Origin of the sequence: Halovenus anhuiensis (genome assembly GCF_037080055.1) — an archaeon.
Lineage (GTDB): Archaea > Halobacteriota > Halobacteria > Halobacteriales > Haloarculaceae > Halovenus.
Genome location: NZ_JBAOJI010000018.1, coordinates 1 through 20,118, shown reverse-complemented (window position 1 = coordinate 20,118; position 20,118 = coordinate 1). Strand labels below are relative to the sequence as shown.

The following is a 20,118-nucleotide window of genomic DNA, read 5'->3' as shown; positions in this document are numbered from 1 at the left end:
TGAGGCGGGTGTTTTCGGGCATAGACACTTTGAAAACGCTCCGCCTCACTCTTCAATCCTTATCTGAACAGCGCGTGAAAAGCTCCAATCAGATCTATACTATTTGATCACGTAATTCACTGGTTAGTCCAATATATATTAAAATTTCTAAGAATATATCCGCTAGTATCAATAGTGAACGGTAGAAAGCTTATAATAATGAAGATACATTTTGAAATACGAGTTGATGAGTGTATTACGGCGAACACAAGTGGGGCTCAACGCAGTAGCAAACGACCTGCCACTTAGGTCAGACGTGAGAAATAATTCTTATCACCTACAGGAGGCAATCCATTGGCTTTGTCGGAGCCAAGATGCGACTGCCAACGGCGGATCAGCTGCCACCTACAACATTATACTGGGATGGGAAGACGCCTATCCTGAAACAACGGGGTACATTATTCCGACGCTATTGGAATATGCTGGGACGGTGGATAAACCGAGAATAGCTGACCGCGCTATCCGGATGGCTGACTGGCTATGTAGTATTCAACAATCTGCCGGGAGTTTCCCAGCTGGGACTGGCACAGATGGAGAACCAAACGTTTTCAATACCGGTCAAATCGTGCTGGGTCTCACTGAGGCATACCGTGAAACAGGAAACGAACGGTACCTGACCGCCGTACGAGAAGCATGTGACTGGCTCGTAAGCCAGCAGGGTAGGGAAGGATACTGGGACAAGTATGATTACAAGAATCAGGTACATGCATACTCGACACGGGTCGCTTGGGCGTTAGTTGAGGGAGCAGCCATTATTCCGGCACAAACCGATGAGCTCCGTGATGCAGCGCGTCGTAATTTCGAGTGGGCACTAGGCTTGCAACGATCCAACGGTTGGTTCGACAAAGCAGCCTTTGAGCCGGATCAGACACCCTATCTCCATACAATTGCCTATACAATTCGGGGGTTGCTCGAAGGCGGATTGAAACTTGATAATGAAAATTTCGTCGACGCGGCAACCCGAGCAGCGGACAAATTGGTTTCGATACAGCAGAAAGATGGTATCCTCAGAGGGGCGTATGACAGTTCATGGTCACCATCTTGGTATTATTGTTTGACCGGCAATGCACAGATGGCTATCATCTGGCTTCGGCTGTTTGAACTCACAGGTGAACAAGACTATCGTACCGCCTCCCGGGAGATGATCGAGTTCTTGAAGCGACGACAGTTGCTTGTAGGACCAGAAGAGGTACGGGGTGGAATCCCGGGATCGTATCCAATTATTGGAAAGTATCTCTATTTACGCTTTCCAAACTGGGGTATGAAATTTTTTGCCGACTCGTTGCTTTTGACACAAAAGTTGAAGCCACTTGACTCACCTCTCGATGTCGCATAATTCAGTAAGTTATCACCGCGAAATGGAAAGAAATCAAACGGCAATTCGCACTTTATTATTTAGTTATTTCTCCGGATACCGACAACTTTTCTTTTGGAAGGTGATGCTCAGTGCCGGCAATGCTAAGATTTACTGGGAGACTGTTATCGGAGACTGTCTGTACAGCCACTTCGTCGACATTTTCCCGAGTTATGCTAAAACCCATATTCGTCATCTTAGTATCAGCGTCGCCAGGATGTACCATCAGTACCGGACGGTTGGTGGCTGCGCCGAACTTCGGAAAATACCAACCGCTCGTGACACTGAATCTCGTATTCCCCAGGGGGTGTAGAAACGCTACACTATCGCCGCTGCCAATTTCGAGTCGAACCCGACCGGTTGACTCCAGTGACGGATCGATATCGGGGTGGAGGTGAAGGCGACCCCGAACGGAAGAGTCACCGTGGTCGCTCACAGTGTCCCAGACGGTCCACCATTCGTCACCAGTATAGACGCTACGATGGTGGACATACGACTTCTCACCGTATGGCAATGCTCTGTACCGTCCCTCAAAAAGAGAGACTGATCCTGTTTCGACTCGTGTCGAAGGCTCCGGTCGGGGCCCCATCAGGTATTTTCCGTCGAGAGCAATCGGTTCTTTATCGCCGACTTGAACCGTATTGTGCCCCTTGACACCCCTTGCGTACTGACGATATGAATCATTAGTGTATCCGAAGGTTCCTGTATCAGTCACGACTGCCTGATTGTCGAGCCACAGGAGTATATTTAAAGTGTCACTGTGAGAGTGTCCCGGAAGGTGTGGCGGACCCACATGCCCGCCGTCAACTAACATCCCTCCAGCATCATTTCGCAACCAGTGGTACCCTGATGATTGCTCTTTCTGTGTATCGCGAGAAAGAACGGTCTGTTCTTTAGTGCCCCCATCGTTTCCGATCCCGATCTTGTCCGCATATCGCAAACACTCGTCTAGCCGAAGTGCCTGATCATAAACGGCATCATTTAAAAGTGGCATCCGACCGTCCGGCGGACGCAGATATTGAAGAAATGCGGTCGCCTCTTTGGTAACTGTTCGTAACTCGTCCGGAACAGACTGGTTGCTCAGTTCGAGAAGATGACAAACGGTGAGATATCGTGTCAATGTAAGGATATGGTACATTGGACTCCGCTCGGAGTGACAGCCATCGTTAAGATATTGGCGAGTCCCGGTTTCGACGAGGATTGCATTCCCAGTATCGACCCAGGAACGGTTTCCGAACAATACACCTGCGACAACGAGTGCGGCCCCGTTTTCGATCAAGTGGTTTCCTCCGATATCCCTCTCAATATGATTACACAGGAATAGCACATTCTTGTAAATCTCCTGTCTAAGTGATCTTTCGAACCCGCCGTTGTCGTCCCTTTTTTCTCGGGCGAGGTACCGACTAAAGTGTAGGATACGAAGCGATACAGCCCAAGGAGTCCAGGTCCGACGGAGATACCGGGGACGACCAATTTGGCTTGACTCTATCCAATCCTGAATCCATCCGTCGAATATGGCAGATAGCTCTGATATATTGTCCGCATTTTCATCAAATCCAGAATAGAACCAAGCGAGAGGCTGAAAGGCGTATAGTTTCAGTTGCCAGTCAATTGGCAGGTCGTCGAACCTGTCGTCGTACCAGTTGACATCTGTTCCATCTGCAATCCGTAGTGTTCGGTTCAGAAACGTTGGGGCCCCCTCCGCTGCCTCCCGAGTGCGCGTTCGGTACTCACTTCTAGTTGATTCATCGAGACAAGATCGAAGCGTAGCAGTGTTTTGAGCGATTGCTGCGGGTTCCACTGTGGGATCGCTCGGAACACGTGCTTCATAAATGCGATCAAAATCAACGGGAAGGCGCGAAACGACTGTCTCGCGGGCTTTTCTTTCTCCGATGCCAGCGAGTTGGCGAAGTTGCATTCGTCCCGCTGTGTGGAAACCTATGTACAACTGCTTTGGAAGCTCACAAGATAGAGGCGTCATGTGAAATCGAGACTTCCTTGCCGCTCCAGAGTCAGCCCGCCACCCCCGTTCTCGAAAGATTCTGTCAGTTTTTCAGCAAGGCGATAGGTGGTCTCTTGTCGGTCGTATTGTTTTCCATATTGGCTCCCTTTTCTATCGAGTTGGTCACGGAAATCGCCGTCGGCGAGTACTTCGTCCAACCGCTCCGCTATCTCTCTCAGCTCGTTTGCTACGTGGACACCGTCGCCAGATTCGTTTACAAAGCGCTTGGTTTCGCCACGGCCGGTGATGAGAGCCAGCGGTCCGCCCGTCATATACTGGCATACTTTTGTACGTATAGCGTAAGCGAGTTTCTCAGTACCCTCAATTGGAGTAATGCCGATTGTCGCTTGGCGGAGCAAGGAAAGGATCCGGTCGCGCGGAACGGTGCCCTCGAACTCTATCCGCTCCTGTAAGTTGAGTTCTTCCTTTAATACACTGAGTTTCGACTCGACGTCACCGTTGCCGGCCAACCTCAGTACTGCACTCTGGTACTCAAACTTCATATCGGGCATAATTAGTTGTATCTGTCCGTCCCTTCAGCGAGTCGCGCGACGGAAATACTAGTCACTTGAGAACCGCCTCCGATTCGGACGCCGCGAGATGCACCAATGGTTTGATTTCTTCGATAAATATGGTTAGGAGTCATCTTTCTAAGCTGTTCCCACCAATATATGATTAGTAATACCCTCCTACCGACTATACACGAATCTGCCTAATCTATGTCGGAATTCTATCAGAGTGGTGCTCAAACAACACAAGCAACGACGTTCTTATAAGAATACTTAAAAGAAATTCGTAGTCTATTCCATTAGCTTGGCATACTATTAAACTTGGGAACAAGTCACTCAACTCGCTTTGGTGGTCTAGCGGAACACGTTGAAGGCTTGTAATCGAGAAGACCATGGATCAGAGCACCGATCAAATTCAGCGAGCGGAGAAACTCGGGGGTACGAGCGGCCTGTTTCAAGTTCTGCTTGGAGAGGCCGCGGAACTTCGCCAACCACGGCTGTAGCACCGACCAGAGACATTCTACATAGTTTGTTTGGACTCCGTCTTTGAAGACATACTCGTTGTCGTGGACAACGTATCGATGATTGTAATCCATACCTCGGTAAATTGGCAACCCATCCGTCCAGACTTCTCCCAGCGGCTAGGAGAGGTCATTTGCCTCTTTCATAACGGGCCCTAAGTCGTCGTCACAGTCGCTTCCCTGTTGGACTGAAACCACCCAAAGCAAGTCGCGGCTTGCAGCGACGAGCGTCATCTCTTCACCTTGGTCTACCGTCCATCGCGTGCGCCCTCCCTCAGGCGCGCCGCCGCGGTTAAGACATTCCCTCGGTGGGTATTATCTCTTGAATCCCGAACACATGTGCTGTATTTCATCGACTTGGATCGGACCATCGACTGTCTGGAAGATGCGTTCCAAGACAGTCAGATATCCTCAACAGAACGCGGCTTTCAGTTCTCTGAGTTGGTCATGAGGGGTCGTGTAGCATGGCGAGAGGAGAGCGGCGATTTGGATGATGCTGAGGAGGGTATCGGCGTAGAGAATGAAGGCGATGGGGAACTCATAGGGAGTGAGTTCCGCGAGATCATCCGATGTATCTGGCTTACAAGATTAAGAATGTTATAATCAGTCTAATCGAACGCAGTACGGCGATTCGATAGAACTGTTCCTGTGTTTTAATGATCGATAGCCAGCCGAAATTATAATATTACTACTTATTATAACAGGGCGTCACCTTGGTTCTATGTGTCGGACAATAGTTAGTACCACGGTTCATCCAGACCCATTTAATCCATACATGGGGTTGTTTAATTATCGCTCTATTAGATCACTCAGTTTAAGCGGTGTTCAAGCAGATGTTATTTCTCCCCGACCAATTGCACCTCCAATTGGTCCTTACTCCGAGTATAGTGAAATACCATCGAAGTATGATTATGAGAGTCATACAGTTCATTATCCAAGATTCCCATACTTGCTGCCACAGAAGCTATTCAAATATACGATCTCCTCAATAGCGGCCCAAAAAGTATTACCAGCATATTTAGAAAATAATTTCCAGACACCCGATATCTGTCACGCTGGACACATCCATTACGACGGAACTGCCTTAGTCCCATACTGTAAGAAACACGAGATACCACTCACGGTTATGGGCCGTGGAAAAATTTTAAATAATTATGCCGATCGGTCATATATCAGTAAGAAAACAATCAAAAATACGCTCGAATACTCAGAACAGATTCTTTGTGTAAGCGAGTCCCTTGCAGACATCGCACAAGACATCGTTGGGGAATCGAAAGCAACTGTTTTACCAAATGGGGCGGACCCAGAACGATACCCAACAGCATGCAAGGACGAGATAAAGACTGAACTTGGGATCCCGTCGGAAAAGACCGTGATTCTATTTTGTGGTGGCTATACGGAACGAAAAGGAATTTATGAGATTGCTGAAGCCATTGATGAGGTGCATCACGATGACGTACAGTTAGTTTTCATAGGCCACTATGGTGACCTGCGCAATCACCTGATCAGTTCATTAGAGTCGAGTCCACACGAGTCGTACCGCGTGCTCTGGGAAGTTCCCCCGCTAGCAGTCCGACGCTGGTTCACCGTCGCAGATATTCTCATGATTCCCAGTCATGCTGAAGGTCGTCCCAATACCGTATACGAAGCGATGGCCAGTGAAACCGCCGTAGTTGGCTCCGCTGTTTCGGGGATTCCAGAACAAGTGACAGATAATGAGACCGGCATTTTGATTCCTTCAGAGAATGCCTCTTCACTTGCATCCGCGCTCAACGAACTAATTGAGAACCAGGAGCTAAGACGAGAAATGGGGGCAAATGGACTCGAAAGGCTGCTCTCAAAGGGCTGGACGTGGGAGGCCCATGGAAAAAAACTAAATGAAATTCACAAGGAGATAATAAATTAGATTCTTCTTGGGGCAGCATATGGCAATCCCAGAGCGTGGCTAGAATTGCGCGTTTAAGTCATTCTGCTCGCGATTTTCGGTATGATTTTCGCTGGAACTGAAACGGTCTAAGAAACTGTGTCAGCCTATCTTTCGAGATTCTTCAACGGCTCTCATAGGTGTTGTGCTCTGCCGTCCTCTAATTTGCTTTGTGATTTCGCTTCCGCTTTCTCGGGAAGAACGGCGACATCGCGGGCGCTATTGTGACTGGTGAAGTGGATTGGAATCCTCTATCTCCCAGTGCGAACCGAACTCAAAATCGATGTTGATCGGCTGAAAGCGTCCGCGACCAGTCCCGGGAGCAACCGTCATCTCCCCGAAGACGATGCTGCCTGGTTCGGGATTGTACAGGTCAACTCGCATAAATTCAAACGGTTCTCCCAGCGTTTCGGCAACCTCAATCATCCTATCGAAATCAGATGGCTCATCGATAACTGGTCCAAGTGGGTATATACGGGTGAAATCCTGTGGGTTCCAGTCACTGTCGTAGAACCGTCTGGTATGATCCGAGAACCGACCGTGATCGACGTGGATGTATTCGACCTGTCCGTTGAAAACGTAGAATTTGTAGTCGCGTGGCGCTTTCCCCTGACTGCTTTCGATATACTCCTCGACGATAATCTGGGGCGTGATATCCGTATACCAATACTCTAGATTGTTTGCACCGTACTCACGCTCCAGCCACTGCTTGGACTCTGCAATGAGCGACTCGTAGTCTACGGCGGTCTTGTCCTGCACTATCCAGTTCATGCTGCTTCCGTGTGTCCCTTTGAGTACGAATTGGTCTGGTAGTTCTTCGAATGGAATGGTCTCCGGATCCTCGGTGACGTAGTACAAATCAGTCAGGATATCTGAGTCGATTTGTTTTTCGACGTAGTTTCGGACCTGGTATTTGTCAGATACCGTCACGAAAAGATCTCTGTCTGTGAAAATTTTCCTATACAGGATCTTTTCGTTAAAACTTCTAGGATATTTTATTTTAGGCCAGTATCCGAGTGATGGGAACGCGACAAGCTGTTCGTGAATCGGTTGCCCAATCACAGCCGCAGCGGCACGACCAGCGAGCGTGTGGACTAGCGTATGGGCCCAGGCAATGCTGAGCAGCGCCTTGATGCCGCGTTCCTCGTAAATTTGGTAGGCTGATGTTTTCTGTATCCAGTTCATGGCTGTTTTTCGTGAACTGCGTCTTCACTCCGTGGTTTGTTTTGTGTAGCCTGCGTAGGACCCACTCCACAGTACTTCTGGAGGAACGTTTCGTAATCATCAAGGATCGATTTGGGCGAGAATTCCGCGGCCCGCTGACGGAGCGTTTCTGACGGCACCGGATCGGCGAGTTCTGCTACCACGGCCTCCGCGAGTCGGTCCGCATCGCCGACGGGGGCGAGCCGGCCGTAGCGCCCGTCGCCCAGAATCTCGCGTGGCCCGCACGGGCACTCTGTCGAGACGGCCGGACAGCCACAGGCAAGCGCCTCTATAAGTACGGTCGGAAGACCTTCACTGTGGGAGGAGAGCAAGAACACACTCGCCTTTGCCATATACCGGAACGGGTTGTCGACATAGCCGGGAACAGAGACAACATCGTCGAGGCCGAGTTCTGTCGTAAAATCGATGATATCTTTCCGTCGCGGACCCTGGCCGACGATTACACCGCGAACGTCCGAATTCTGTTCGTGGACCATTTTGAAGGTTCGGAGCCACGTTCTGAGATCTTTCTGATCCGCGATTCGTCCGACGAACAGCACCACATCAGTCTCGTCGTCTTCAATCCACTCGTGATCGACCGGATCGCGTGCCTTTTCCTGAATGGATGCAACCTCGACGGGATTGTGGAGAACAGAGATAGCACCTGGATCTACTGACAGATCTGCAGCAACAGTGTCACTGACACATTTTGAGACAGCGATTATCCGATCCGCTAACGGGTACAGGCGTCTGGTCAGTTGCCGAACGACAAGAGCTTTCGACGTCCTGTCCGTCGAAACTCCGCTTGCCGCGTGATGTGTGGGTATAACTGCTGTCTCAATATCGAGGAGTCGTTTGGCTGAGAGAGCCACGACACTCGCCTGGGTAAGGTGTGTGAAGAGGACTGCAGGTTCTTTTCGAGAGAGGTAAGCAGTGAGCGCAGGGAGGTGTACTGCCACACCAAGAGGCTGTACCGGATCCGGTGGTAGCTCAACGACGGGTATCTGCGGATCAACCTGTGAAAGTAACTCGCCTTTTTGTTCCGAAAGAACCAGTTCGACGTTGTGGCCGCGGTCTGCAAGACCATTGATGATGTTTACAACCACTTGCTCTGCTCCGCCGACGGTTAGATTGGGAATAAAAAAGGAGAGAAGCGGACCAGAGTCCGAGGATTGCTCCTCCATCGCCTCCCCGTTCGTGTCACCGTGGATCCAGTCCGTGGAATGAAGTAGTTTGTTCCATCCCACCTTCGGGTACAAGACACTCATCAGTTTTAGTTGATCCAACCTAGTATTTGTTAGTCGGCTAGTACCTGTTGCATTCGACTGGTTACATATATCCGAGATCGGCAAGGCGGGACTCCATCTGGTCGTCGATTTCAATCGAGCCACGCTTGACACCCATGTTCTCGATATCGGCGAACTCGGACTCTGTGCGTCCAGAATCAGTGTCAGCCTCGATACTGCGTTCGCCAGTATTACTGACGTAGATCGTTGCCGAAGTTCGTGGTCTGTCCTGAATCTTTGAATCTGCATACTTTCGGACACCACCCTCAACATCTTCGTAGACTGCCCGCGAGTGAGACTGGAAGGGAGCCATATTATCGACGTACTTCGTTCCTTTCTTGTATTTCGTCTCGTCGGGATCAAGGCCGTGAGTGGATGCGAGAACGGGTTTATCTGGACGCTGTAGCGGATCCGACTCGAGTTCTCCAAGCGTCGCCTGTTCAATTGCATCTTTGAGCCACGTTAGTGAGGTCGGCGAGTCAACGACCTTGCCGCCGGTCTCACCCGGCCAATTGACAACCAGCGGAACGTGGACGACAGACTCGTGAATTGCCCCACTCCCGTGTTCACGCACGGTGACATCCCGCACTGCCGATTGCTCACCGAATGCTTCGCCGTGATCTCCAGTAATAATAACGAGCGTATTTTCGAGATCGCCACGCTCTTCGAGTGTTCGAAGCATATGGCCCACTGCGGCGTCGGCCTGACGAATACAGTCGTCGTAGAGATCCTCCATTGCCTCCCATTCAGACCACGGTCGCTGGCCGCCCTCGAACTTCCAGAGACTCTCGGATTCGAGCTCGGTTGCGAGCGCTACCGTTTCCTCGCTTGCCCAGTTCAGTTCGTGAGGCTGGTAGGGCCAGTGGGCGTCCATAAGGTTCAGGCAAGCACCCCATGGACCGTCAGATCTGGATTCGTGCCAGTCCAGAAACGTATCGATACAGCGTGTGGCTGGTGTCTTGTCCACTTCCCAGCCCCCAAGCCCATCAAGCACCTCGGGTTCGAACTTGGCGACGACCCCGTTCAGAACGGAGCGAATGGGTGTTCCGTCAGAGATTCCAGCACGAATGAACTCCACGTAGTCGTCCGCGTAGTCGTAGGGATCAACCGCTTCGGAGAACGGGACTTCCTGGTTTGTTGTGATAGCAGTGTCGAAGCCGGCTTCGAGGCCGGTACCGCCCGTCAAAAACGGATTGTGTGAGAACACACCGGTCTGGTAACCGCGGTCCGAGAGCCCCTCCCAGACGGAGTGTCCGGGCTCAATAACGTGATCGTTGAATGTCAGCAGGTGCTCCTCGACATGATAACCAGTGAACATGCTTGTGTGACTTGCAAGGGTCCACACGCCCGGAGACTTCGCTTGTTTGTAGACAGTCGCTCGTTCCGCAAATTCTGCAATATTAGGGGTCGTATCGCGGCTGTAGCCATGCATCGATGTGTTCTGTGCTCGTACCGAATCGAGCACGACGAGCAACACGTTGGGAGATAACATTCTGGATAATCGGTAGCTACACGAAAGATTAGTTATAAAGATACTACCAATCTTATGCTATAATCGTAATACTGCAGGTGTAATTCAGTTTGGAGAATAACTGGTTCAGCCAGAATCTATATGTCACAATAAGAATTACCGGCCGTGAGTATAGGAATCATCATAATATCAAACGCACTAGAAAGGAAGTTACAATAATTGGCGAGCGGTTATTCATCTTCTACGTCTATCCAGTAGGACTCAAACTCACCGTTATCGTAGAGTCTCGATGCGGTCCGATCGCGTTCAAGTCTAGCAAAGTCCTGCGGGGAGAACCGCCAGTACTCCGGATACTCAGGATAAACCTCCGGGTATGTAAGGCGTCCACGCTGGTTGAGAACAAGATATCGGTCGTCCTGGTAGGCCTGTCCGATAGTTTCGTTGCCGGTATAACCGAAGTGGTCCGGTGGTCTCACTCCTTCTCTTCGAACGGAAGTCGTCAACGTCCCATCTTGGAAGTCGTCGTGGCGCCATAGGGAGATTCGGTACTGATCGACGGGTATCTCTTTGTTACGGTTCTCAAGAACCCATTCGGCGCCATCAATATCCATTTCTGTCTTTTGTGAATTATCATCTTTCGCACTGACCGACGCAAAAGAGCTAAACACAACTATCAATGTGAGCGCAAGTAACACCACGCCAAGTGTTATATTCACTCTAGTCGTTGCGGTCCGGGAACTTAGTTGTTGATAGAGGAAATAAAATGCTGAGCCACTCAAAACGGCGACGAAGACATTCTCAAAGAATAAGAATCGGCCCCATCCAAAGCCAAGATCAACAACAAAAGAGATCAGTGACAGGGAGGTGAACAGAATAAATACAAAACTGAACAGCATGATGAAGATATTCAGCTCAATCGAATTCTGTAGCCATAGATAGCCCGCAACCAGAATAAACAATCCAGCCAGGGAGTACAGAATAAATTCCACTCCGTAGTCAAGGACAGCAAGCGTTATAAGATCGGTCAGCTCTGGTGAAAATGTATTCACCGTGCTCGTAATCGTCTCAAACTCACTCTCACCTGCGGTAGTGCCTGTGAGGCGTCGCGCAGCCCGCTCAAACCGCCGAATAATTCCCACGAAAGTCAGGTACCATGTCGAAAAGACCACGACAGCAAGCGATGGAATCATTGTTGGCGTTGACCACTCAGCTTTGAAATAGTTCGTCTTCTCGAGTGCGACATAGATTCCCAGAGTAAGAATCAGAAACGCAGTCGTGAGGGGATGAAAGAACACGACACCGAAAATTGTGATTACGAGAAAAAGCCGCACTGAAATTGCGGATGTGCGCTGCTCCTTGACGAAAAGATACAGAACAAAGGGAACATATAGAACGCTCAACACAAATGGTGCAGGAGTCTTATAGCCAATAAATAAGAATAGTGCAAACGGAAGTACATACAGCGCGTGCGTCCTGTTATAAAAGTTGAATAATAGATAAAACATCCCACCCACAAATATAAGAGACAAAATTATCGGCATGAGTTTTATTACTATCTGCGGTTCAAAACCAGTCGCAGCTGACACGGAATAAACAAGAAGATGAGTCGCAGGGTATATATTGCCGGCTATTCCGACTGTAGAAATATCATGTATGAAGCCAATATGCGTCAGTACATCTAGCCCCCCGAACACAGGGTAGCCTCGAATCAATGGAATAAGAAGGAGTACTGCGCCTGAGAGTATGACGAGTAGAAGTCCAAGCATCCAAACACCGTCCTCCCCATCACTGTATCGCACACTACCCACAATGATAATATGACCGAGGAAGATTGCTCCGACCAGCGATCCCCAGAAGTACCACGGATAGACCTGATAAATGGAAATTTCGTATCCACTAGCTGGTGGAACGAAATTCAATAAACATACTGCAATTAGCAGGGAAAAAGCGCCTGCTACTGAAATCATCTTCAGTATAATCTCACTCTGAGCTAATCTCATAGGGTAATTAGTCATACTTGCTTAGTCTATTTCAACTCGCGATCGCGAATGAGTTGATCGTATGTGATTAGTTAGGATGGTATAGATACTTTGTTAAGTACTTTTTAATATATAGAATCGCCCGACAACACCAGCTTGTGAGGAGTACAGTATTAACAACATAAAAGAAAGAATATTGATTCTATTTAAGTAGATGAAGTAATCATATTAAGATAATGAGTACTAGATGGTCTCGTGTTCACAACCCCCGCACACCCACCGACAGGCTTGTTATGGTTGTTGTGTCTCAGGTGGCCTGGATGCTAGCAGCAGGACTCACATTATTCTATTTTCAGCTATACACATTAGAGAACTACTTTATCCTCTCATTTATTGGGCTACTCAGTGTGTTGCATGTGTACGCGCCCACAGGGGAACCGCCCGCCTGGTGGTCACTGGCCCGCTTAGTCACGCTTGTAGGCTACGTCATTTTCATCTGGATTATGTACCGGCGTGTCACGGAAGTTGCTGTATTATTTTGAATTGTTTTAATTTTGGGTCTAAGTTATAATTCGCGTCCGCATCAAACTATAGGATAATGTATTGGGGTAACAGTTGGTCTATTTTTAGGTGAACTATAAATAAAGTTATACTTTTGCATTCTCTCAGCTAAAACTTCTCACTGCTTGGTTGCATCAGTGCGATGATCACAATGAAAACCGGTCACACTCCGTCCGTAGCGGAGATGTTCACCCAGAGGTAGACGTGTCGATAGGCCGCATCAACCGAGAGATCTTCCGGCGGCGAACCGCGATAGAGCTGGTAGCTCAATCGAAAATTCTCGCCGGTCATTTCTGGCTGGACAGTAACCGGCCGTTTGACTGTTTCTCCATGTGCCACCGTGGTAGTGAACTGGTCTATCTGAGAGGTTTCGACAACTTCACCATCTTCCATCCGCTGCAGTTGCACGACAACGGCGTACTCCTCCGTATTATGTTCTTGATTCGTAATCCCAACGGTAAATTCGTACTCACCACTAATTGTCATGTTTGGGGGATACTCACCTGCGACCTGCTCGACACTGTCCGGATCCTCACTTTGGATGTAAAACTCGGTGAACCGCTCACCATTATCAGACATCGCGACTGCGGTTCCGATCCCAGCGATGGCGAGGATTATTCCCACAGCAAATATGATATTTAAATATGCTTCTTTGTCGCTTCGAGCACTGGTAAGTACACCGCCGAACATATAAGACAAACTTCGTATTTTGAATTGCTGGCTTCGCTGTAATCGCTCGCGACGGATGATAGCCCCAATCGAGGCCAACAGCGTGAGGATGCCAATCACAAGCAGAAAGATATCAGGGTCTAACCCTAGTGGAGAAAAGTGCAAGATGACACCGATCGACGGTACGATTGCCACGCTAAGGCCGACTGCGAGCAGTGATCGTTCGATGAAAGACACCTCTGTTGGCTTAGTTCGGTTTGTTTCTACTCCCGGAATGTGTGCTGCAGGCATCAGAATTGAAACAACTGCGTATCCCGGTGCATAAAAAATAAAAAGTATTCCGATAACTGCCTGGACAGAGTTTCCATCGAAGTCAAAGAGTAGTGCCATACTCGGCGTGAGTGCTGCAACGGTACAGATAGTCAGCAGATCTCTCTGAATCCAGTTGCGCATTCAATTGAAATACTATTGAACGTTATATAAGTAGTCATCTCCTAACGCTGTCCGCTTTCGCCGCCGATAGCCAGTCCCGGGCTCAAAAACCAAGTATATCAGGCAAGGTTTTTTACAATTTGTGCAGTGTTCGGTGAAAGTGACGCTGGCACTTGTTGCTCGTATCGGTCGTCAAAATCGATCGGCAGTCGGGGAACAACCGCATGACGTGTCTTTCGTTCAAGGGTGCCGCCAACCTGTGTGGGCTTCATATTTCGGACCGTATGGTATAGTAGTAACCAGGTATCAGGCACTTCAGACAGAGTGGTCGTATCCGAGACAGACTCTCCTGTTTCAGATTCGAATTGCTCAAAGGTACTCTGTCGCTCTTGGTTCATGATTCCATCACGTCGTGCAAGACATCGCTTAGTTCCTTTGCGACCACTTCACGGTCACAGTGTTCAACAACGTGGTTTCGGCCAGCCTTCCCGAGTGCTTCACGCTTCTCCTCGTCGGCCAACAGTGCGTCAAAGACGGCCGCAAGTTTGTCAGAATTAGCTTCTGCGAGGACCCCACCGCCAGACTTATCAATGAGCGATTCAATTTCGCCGACTCCCGTCGCAACGACGGGGAGTTCTGAAGACATATACTCGTAAGCCTTCGTTGGGACAGCGTACTCGAATGTGTCATCTTCTTCAAGCGGGGCAATGCCGACCGCAGCATTATCCAGTATATCCGGAATCTCCTCTCGTGGGACGAGACCAGTAAACGAGACGCGGTCCTCTAAGCCCTCCTCATCAACGACATCTTCAAGTTCACCTCTAATATCGCCATCACCGACGATAGTAAGTCTCGCATTGGGATGCTCTACTGTCGACATGGCTCGCACACACGGTTTAAGCGCCTGAGCGTAGCCCACATTCCCAGTGTAGACGATCTCCGGTTCAGTGTCCGAATTCGTTGGTTCGTAGACATCAGTGTCAACACCATTCGGGAGATGGACAACCCCTTCAGAATTAAGATTGTACTGGTCGCACAACCGCTCACCGAGTACGGTAGTCGTCACACTGACCCGGTCGGCCTTTCGCAACATAAGGCCCTCGTACGCTCTACTAGCACGTTCGAGAGAGCCATTTTTACTGATAAATCCTAAGTCAACTGAGGCATCGATCCAGAGATCGCGAACATCAGCGATCCAGGGCTTCTTTACCAGCAGTTTCCAGAAGAGTCCAACAATATAAATGAAAATGGGTGGTGACGATGTGATCATTGCATCGTAGTTACGTGCGTTGAACAGAAGCCAAACAAGTGCGTGCAACGGAAAAGTGAGGTAGTAGGCCAGTCGGCTTAGAAACGATGGATCGCTATCCGTCGGTTGCCACGCCCACAGCCGGATCACCCTGACAGCCTCATCAGTATAAGTTTCCTTCCGCGTCCAACTGCGGGTAAACTCCCCGTGCGGGAAGGCAGGCGGTGGCGCAAGAACTGTAATCTCGTCTTCCTTCTCTACCAAATGCTTACATGTATCACTGGTTCGTGAAGCATTCCCTCCCCGATCGGGTGGGTAGTTCTGTGAAACAAAGAGAACCTGTGATTGAGAGTCCGGCATCGGTCACTCACCTATTTGAAGACGAGTTCGTTGGTTCGCACCCCAACACTCTGGAGAAAGCAAATGCTGATTGGCTACGACAACTAATCGGCTGACCAGTCTTCTGTCACCCGACTGCATGGAGCCTGTTACAACAGCTGCATCATCAGTCATCATTTGGTCGTACTAGCAGTATTTTCTTGTCGCTTATAAATAATATATTCCTAATGAGAAGTGAGCTTGTGGAGATAGATTAGTGCAGAAGTTAGAATCAACAAAATCAAGTTATTATTAATTCTCAAGTCGCATAAGCGTACTTCACCGGATTAGTAGCTACATATTGTTGTTATCGGTAATAATTGACTCTTGGTGACCGGGATGTACTATCTTGGGAACATTTCCAGAGAATGCTATCCGATCAAGCTGTCAGAGGATGTTCAGTAAGGCACCTGGTTGTAAGTGTGATTATAGTAATCTCAAGAAGTATTTACTTACACCACTCATCAGATTTTTGAGAACCAAAGAGACACAGCAGTTTTGGATGGTTTTCTCCGCAAAGACATCCAGATTCAACCAACTGCTAGAAGGACAGCTAGCTTGTTCGTGAACCCCTGACTACCCTCCGTCTGATGTCAGTGGCGATGTACAGAACTAGAATAACAAAGATAATCGTGCTTATTCCAAGCTCTGGAATTTTTCCTGCAAATCCAGGATTTCTAGCCGGACTGGGCTCCATAATAGGCCAAAGCATATTTGGAAAATAATAGTAGTCTAAGCCTTTGGAAAAAACGTGATAGAAGTCTCCGATGAGATGTGAGACATATCCCCAAGTGAACACCACGCCGTATTTCGATTGTTGATTTTGGTAGGTAACAATCATCACGCAGACAATGATCACACTTGCAACCACCAGAGAGTGTGCAAACATTCGGCCACTCGGTATGACGCCGAGTGTCCAAGCCAGTGGCTTGTCAACTAAATCCGGAAAAAGGCTGGCAAACAGAGCAACGAACAGAATCAACCCATCTGTGAAACGGTGGTACCGGACCAGACTGTAGAGTACCACTGGGAAGATAGCGAAGAAAACGTGATTAGCTATTTCCATTGACTGGGGACAAGCGTAGGAACGGTCTGAATACAGTACTGTTGATAGCTATTTGGCAGTAACGGATCTGTGTCATAGATGTGTTAAGCGCCATCACTCTATACGAAAGGTGCTGGGTCGCCGACAATGGCAGTGCAATTGTTCTTCTACCGAAGATTGGTCTGAACACTGCTTTGTTATTGTTTTATTATCTAAGGTGGAATTAAATTTTCTATGCCAGTAGCCCACTATATACTGTGCTTCGTCTTTAGATGCTATCCGACCTTTCTGAATAGTGATGAATAATCTATACTTACTACAGTGAGACTTAGTCCGACTGGACAACAACTGACAGCCCCGGCCTGCCATAACTATATTAACAGAAATTTTGATAAAAATTACGAACAGTAACGTATCCATGAATAAATTAAGGATAAATTATAAATCGCTATAGAAATACTAGCTAGCTGCATGGCACGCAAGCTGGATCGCAGCGACAATCAAGAGCGGCTGCTATCTGATAATGGAGAGCCACCGCCCGTGCGACCTCGGTCAGCGCTCACACGTCGATCATACTTAGCGCTCGGGGCAGCATCGGTCACCACGCTTTCCGTCACAGCAGCCGCAAACGGTTCAACCAGACGACACGGTATCGAGTTTGACCGCGTTCTCAACGCGGTCGACGACCTTGGCATCGACCCGACCGGAGGGGCGGCTGCCGATGAACAGATCGCACAGGCCGGCGACGGCACACTGGTGCAGTTTCCGGACGGGAAGTATCGATTTGACTCCGAAACGGCCACCTTCGACGGCGGCACTCACGGGTTTGAGGGCGTCGGTGAACACGTCTCGTTTTTATCATCGGGAGATAGACCGGGATTTCTCCTCAACGGAAGCGAAATGGAGGCAGCTTACATTGACGGTATCGATCTCGATCAGCGTCAGTCAGCAGCCTGTGCAGGACTCCGGTTCTCCGGGAACCGCATCGTCATCCAGAACATCGACGTACACGGCCGTCCCGACACAACTGGCGGACTCCCACTACTGGCACACGCCACCTTGAATGCTGATGGCGTCTCCCGTATCCGTAACCTCAACGCGACAGCCGGTAGGAGCCGTCAACCGATGGTTCGCCCAGGAATCTTCGTCGAAGATAATCACAAGGGGACGCTGACAATTCAGGACTGTGACCTTCGACGGTTTCCCCACGGAGCGGTTCACGCAGACCGGCATTCGGGTCGTGTGCACGTTCAGGACTCACATTTCGAGAACAATGCGCTTTCGATCAGGCTCTGTGGGAGTGGAAGTTCGATCCAGAACTGCTCTATCCTTGTTGAGGAGTTCCCGTCTGTCGAACCCGAAAACGCCACCGAACCATATCGGTTTCACGGTGTCTCCATCGCCAGCGCTGCTGCTGGTGGTTCACAACCGATCGAGATCAGTGACAGCGAATTCCAGATAGAACAGCTCCCAGCCTCCGTCCCAGCGATCGTTATCCCGTCCGCTGGCCCGGCTTTGAGTCTTGTTGAATCCCGTATCGAATATAACAACACAGGTTGCACAGTCGTTCTTGCCCGTCGTCCGGATTCTGGTTCGGCCGGTGTCCGCCCACTTCGGGTGCGTGATACGACGATTACCGGTAATGGCTCAGTCGATTCGGTTATCGAGCTCGAAAACGCCAACGGGAGTAAGCTCGACGCCGTACGCATACTGCTGGATCAGGCTGATACTGACGGAATCCGAATCTGCGATTCCGAGGACTGCCGTATCGAGCAAACCGATATCGCTGTCCCCGGTCAAGCAGCCATTTTAAGAGACGCCACCGTCGAGTGTCTAGCTCTTTCTGATGATTCTAGTAGCGACCCAGCGGCTAATCAGCACTCTTCGGGAACTGATACGCTCGCTATTGATGGTGCAACAGCGGAGACAGCCTACGAGTTTACTGCCGACGGACGAATTTATGCGGAAACCGAATCAACAGGGTACCCGACATCGGGGACAAACTCGGAAGGCGTTGTCGGCAATGGAACCGATCGATACACAGTGGAGGGTACTATTACTGATATCCGTCTCGACGGTGTGGCCACAGTCTACCTCAACGGCCAGCAGGTTAACCCGGCAGCGTTCAATGGAGGATACCCCCACGAACTAGTCTTCAACACGGGGGATACAGCAACTAGCTACACGTTTGCTGTCACGGCACTGTCCCCCTGGGAGGCAGCCGATGGAACTGGCCGAGTCACTGTCCCGCCCAGCGGAGCTGCCGATCGGTACCGATTTGACGGCGCTGTCGATTCCCTCTCTGTGAGGGGAACAGCAGAAGCCTCTTTCGGTCAGTCTGACCGACGCTGAGTCAGGCCTCTCACGGCTTTCTGCGAATGAGTCCGGTAGCTAAAATCATGGTTCTGTGCTATCCGAGGGGTTGCGTGGCTCGCTGGATTGAGTCATACGCAACACCACAAGCAAAAAGAGAGCTGTAACTGCCACGTATAAGGCTGTCATTCCAAACTGTCTGAGCGCGAGAGCAAAGAGACCTACCGCACCAATCGACGTAACTCCGATAGCTGCCATCCGACTTGGCCGGTCCACCACCACGGAAATAAACAATGTAGTCAGGAGATTTAGCCCGTGTGCTACTGGATTTCGTGTACTCGCGTTCTCGACATCGTAATTAATCCGTGTCGGGACCTCAACAATATTGTGACCATCTCGCGCAGCCTGAAAAATGATATCCAAGCTCGCAGCCATTCCACTTCCGATATCCTGCGCAGTCGTCATCGATTCGGTCGCATCGCGGTTGTAGGCCCTGAATCCACACTGTGTATCCGACACTGATGGATAGGAATATCCAAAACGGAGCGCAATATTAGTGAGTATGTTGATTACACCGAGACCGAACCGTCGGTACTGTGGAATCTCACTGTCCGACTTCCCACTGAACCGGCTCCCCGTGACGATCTCGGCACCTGTTTTCTGCTGAGTGCTGACGAGATCTGGAATATCGGTTACATCATGCTGGCCGTCGGCATCGATAATGACGAGATGTTCTGCGTCGCGCTGATGCGCGTATTGAAAGATCGTGCCGAGTGTCGCACCGTATCCTTGATTTTCGTCATGACGGAGTACCATTGCACCGGCGGTCCGTGCCTGCTCACGGGTTTGGTCGGAACTGCCGTCGTCGACAACGAGAACCTCATCGGCGTGGGAGCTGGCGGCAGTTACTACTTCGCTGATCGTGCCTGCTTCGTTGTAGGCAGGGATCCCAACGAGAACCGTCGGAGGGGGGACAGCAATCGGAAGCTCATCCTGGAGATCAATCCCTTCAGTCTGGTCCATGGCTGCAGGGGACTGCCCGGAACTGAGTCGTTGGTCTGACACAGTAAGAGAGGGGGCAGTGTGAGATATTGTTAATAGGATTATCGGTACTTCCCAACCGGCGTAAGCAGCGGAGCTGAAGCGTCGCTCTGATTGAGGAAGATGTCCGGTTCAGAAGTGT

The 20,118-nt window shown here is 49.8% G+C and carries 14 protein-coding genes and 1 pseudogene; 4 read left to right on the top strand and 11 right to left on the bottom strand.

The features are described from left to right. Window positions 1-226: 226 nt before the first annotated feature. A complete protein-coding gene (locus V8P86_RS18780) occupies window positions 227-1,375 on the top strand; it encodes a prenyltransferase/squalene oxidase repeat-containing protein (protein WP_336328823.1) in 1,149 nt (382 codons plus the stop codon). Window positions 1,376-1,430: 55 nt separating this feature from the next. Here V8P86_RS18780 and V8P86_RS18775 read toward each other — a convergent pair whose 3' ends face one another. The 3 genes and pseudogenes from V8P86_RS18775 to V8P86_RS18765 form a co-directional block, all read right to left on the bottom strand. After that, complete coding sequence (locus V8P86_RS18775; protein ID WP_336328822.1) at window positions 1,431-3,311, bottom strand: heparinase II/III domain-containing protein; 1,881 nt, start codon at window positions 3,309-3,311, stop codon at window positions 1,431-1,433. Between the two features lie 59 nt (window positions 3,312-3,370). Beyond that, complete coding sequence (locus V8P86_RS18770; RefSeq protein WP_336328821.1) at window positions 3,371-3,898, bottom strand: glycosyltransferase; 528 nt, start codon at window positions 3,896-3,898, stop codon at window positions 3,371-3,373. A 360-nt stretch (window positions 3,899-4,258) separates the two neighbouring features. Then, window positions 4,259-4,983, bottom strand: a pseudogene (locus V8P86_RS18765) (IS1595 family transposase); the annotation flags it as partial. Between the two features lie 163 nt (window positions 4,984-5,146). Between V8P86_RS18765 and V8P86_RS18760 the strand changes: the two are divergent. Next, window positions 5,147-6,331, top strand: coding sequence for a glycosyltransferase family 4 protein (locus V8P86_RS18760; protein WP_336328820.1), 1,185 nt, complete (start codon window positions 5,147-5,149; stop codon window positions 6,329-6,331). 237 nt (window positions 6,332-6,568) lie between these two features. Here the strand turns inward: V8P86_RS18760 and V8P86_RS18755 are convergent, their stop codons facing one another. The 4 genes from V8P86_RS18755 to V8P86_RS18740 form a co-directional block, all read right to left on the bottom strand. Further along, on the bottom strand, window positions 6,569-7,534 hold the full coding sequence (locus V8P86_RS18755; protein WP_336328819.1) for an ATP-grasp fold amidoligase family protein: 966 nt from the start codon (window positions 7,532-7,534) through the stop codon (window positions 6,569-6,571). Further along, complete coding sequence (locus tag V8P86_RS18750) at window positions 7,531-8,820, bottom strand: glycosyltransferase (protein ID WP_336328818.1); 1,290 nt, start codon at window positions 8,818-8,820, stop codon at window positions 7,531-7,533. Before V8P86_RS18750 ends, V8P86_RS18755 begins: the two co-directional genes overlap by 4 nt. A gap of 61 nt (window positions 8,821-8,881) precedes the next feature. Beyond that, window positions 8,882-10,330 carry a sulfatase gene (locus tag V8P86_RS18745; RefSeq protein WP_336328817.1) on the bottom strand — a complete coding sequence of 483 codons (1,449 nt, stop codon included), beginning with the start codon at window positions 10,328-10,330 and terminating at the stop codon, window positions 8,882-8,884. A 209-nt stretch (window positions 10,331-10,539) separates the two neighbouring features. After that, window positions 10,540-12,276, bottom strand: coding sequence for a hypothetical protein (locus V8P86_RS18740; RefSeq protein WP_336328816.1), 1,737 nt, complete (start codon window positions 12,274-12,276; stop codon window positions 10,540-10,542). A gap of 248 nt (window positions 12,277-12,524) precedes the next feature. On the opposite strand from V8P86_RS18740, the gene V8P86_RS19130 reads away from it, so the two are divergent. After that, window positions 12,525-12,830, top strand: coding sequence for a DUF8044 family membrane protein (locus V8P86_RS19130; RefSeq protein WP_503629740.1), 306 nt, complete (start codon window positions 12,525-12,527; stop codon window positions 12,828-12,830). A 181-nt stretch (window positions 12,831-13,011) separates the two neighbouring features. On the opposite strand, the gene V8P86_RS18735 is transcribed toward V8P86_RS19130, so the two are convergent. The 3 genes from V8P86_RS18735 to V8P86_RS18725 all read right to left on the bottom strand — a co-directional run bounded on the left by V8P86_RS18735 (window position 13,012) and on the right by V8P86_RS18725 (window position 16,643). Beyond that, the gene (locus tag V8P86_RS18735; protein ID WP_336328815.1) at window positions 13,012-13,971 is read right to left on the bottom strand and encodes a DUF1616 domain-containing protein; all 960 of its coding nucleotides are present in this window, start codon (window positions 13,969-13,971) and stop codon (window positions 13,012-13,014) included. Between the two features lie 373 nt (window positions 13,972-14,344). Then, window positions 14,345-15,559: a glycosyltransferase family 4 protein gene (locus tag V8P86_RS18730; protein WP_336328814.1), complete on the bottom strand. Its 1,215-nt coding sequence runs from the start codon at window positions 15,557-15,559 to the stop codon at window positions 14,345-14,347. A gap of 571 nt (window positions 15,560-16,130) precedes the next feature. Then, complete coding sequence (locus V8P86_RS18725; protein ID WP_336328813.1) at window positions 16,131-16,643, bottom strand: metal-dependent hydrolase; 513 nt, start codon at window positions 16,641-16,643, stop codon at window positions 16,131-16,133. A gap of 519 nt (window positions 16,644-17,162) precedes the next feature. On the opposite strand from V8P86_RS18725, the gene V8P86_RS18720 reads away from it, so the two are divergent. Further along, window positions 17,163-18,974: a hypothetical protein gene (locus tag V8P86_RS18720; protein ID WP_336328812.1), complete on the top strand. Its 1,812-nt coding sequence runs from the start codon at window positions 17,163-17,165 to the stop codon at window positions 18,972-18,974. A 45-nt stretch (window positions 18,975-19,019) separates the two neighbouring features. On the opposite strand, the gene V8P86_RS18715 is transcribed toward V8P86_RS18720, so the two are convergent. Next, window positions 19,020-19,958 carry a glycosyltransferase family 2 protein gene (locus V8P86_RS18715; protein ID WP_336328811.1) on the bottom strand — a complete coding sequence of 313 codons (939 nt, stop codon included), beginning with the start codon at window positions 19,956-19,958 and terminating at the stop codon, window positions 19,020-19,022. Window positions 19,959-20,118 lie beyond the last annotated feature (160 nt).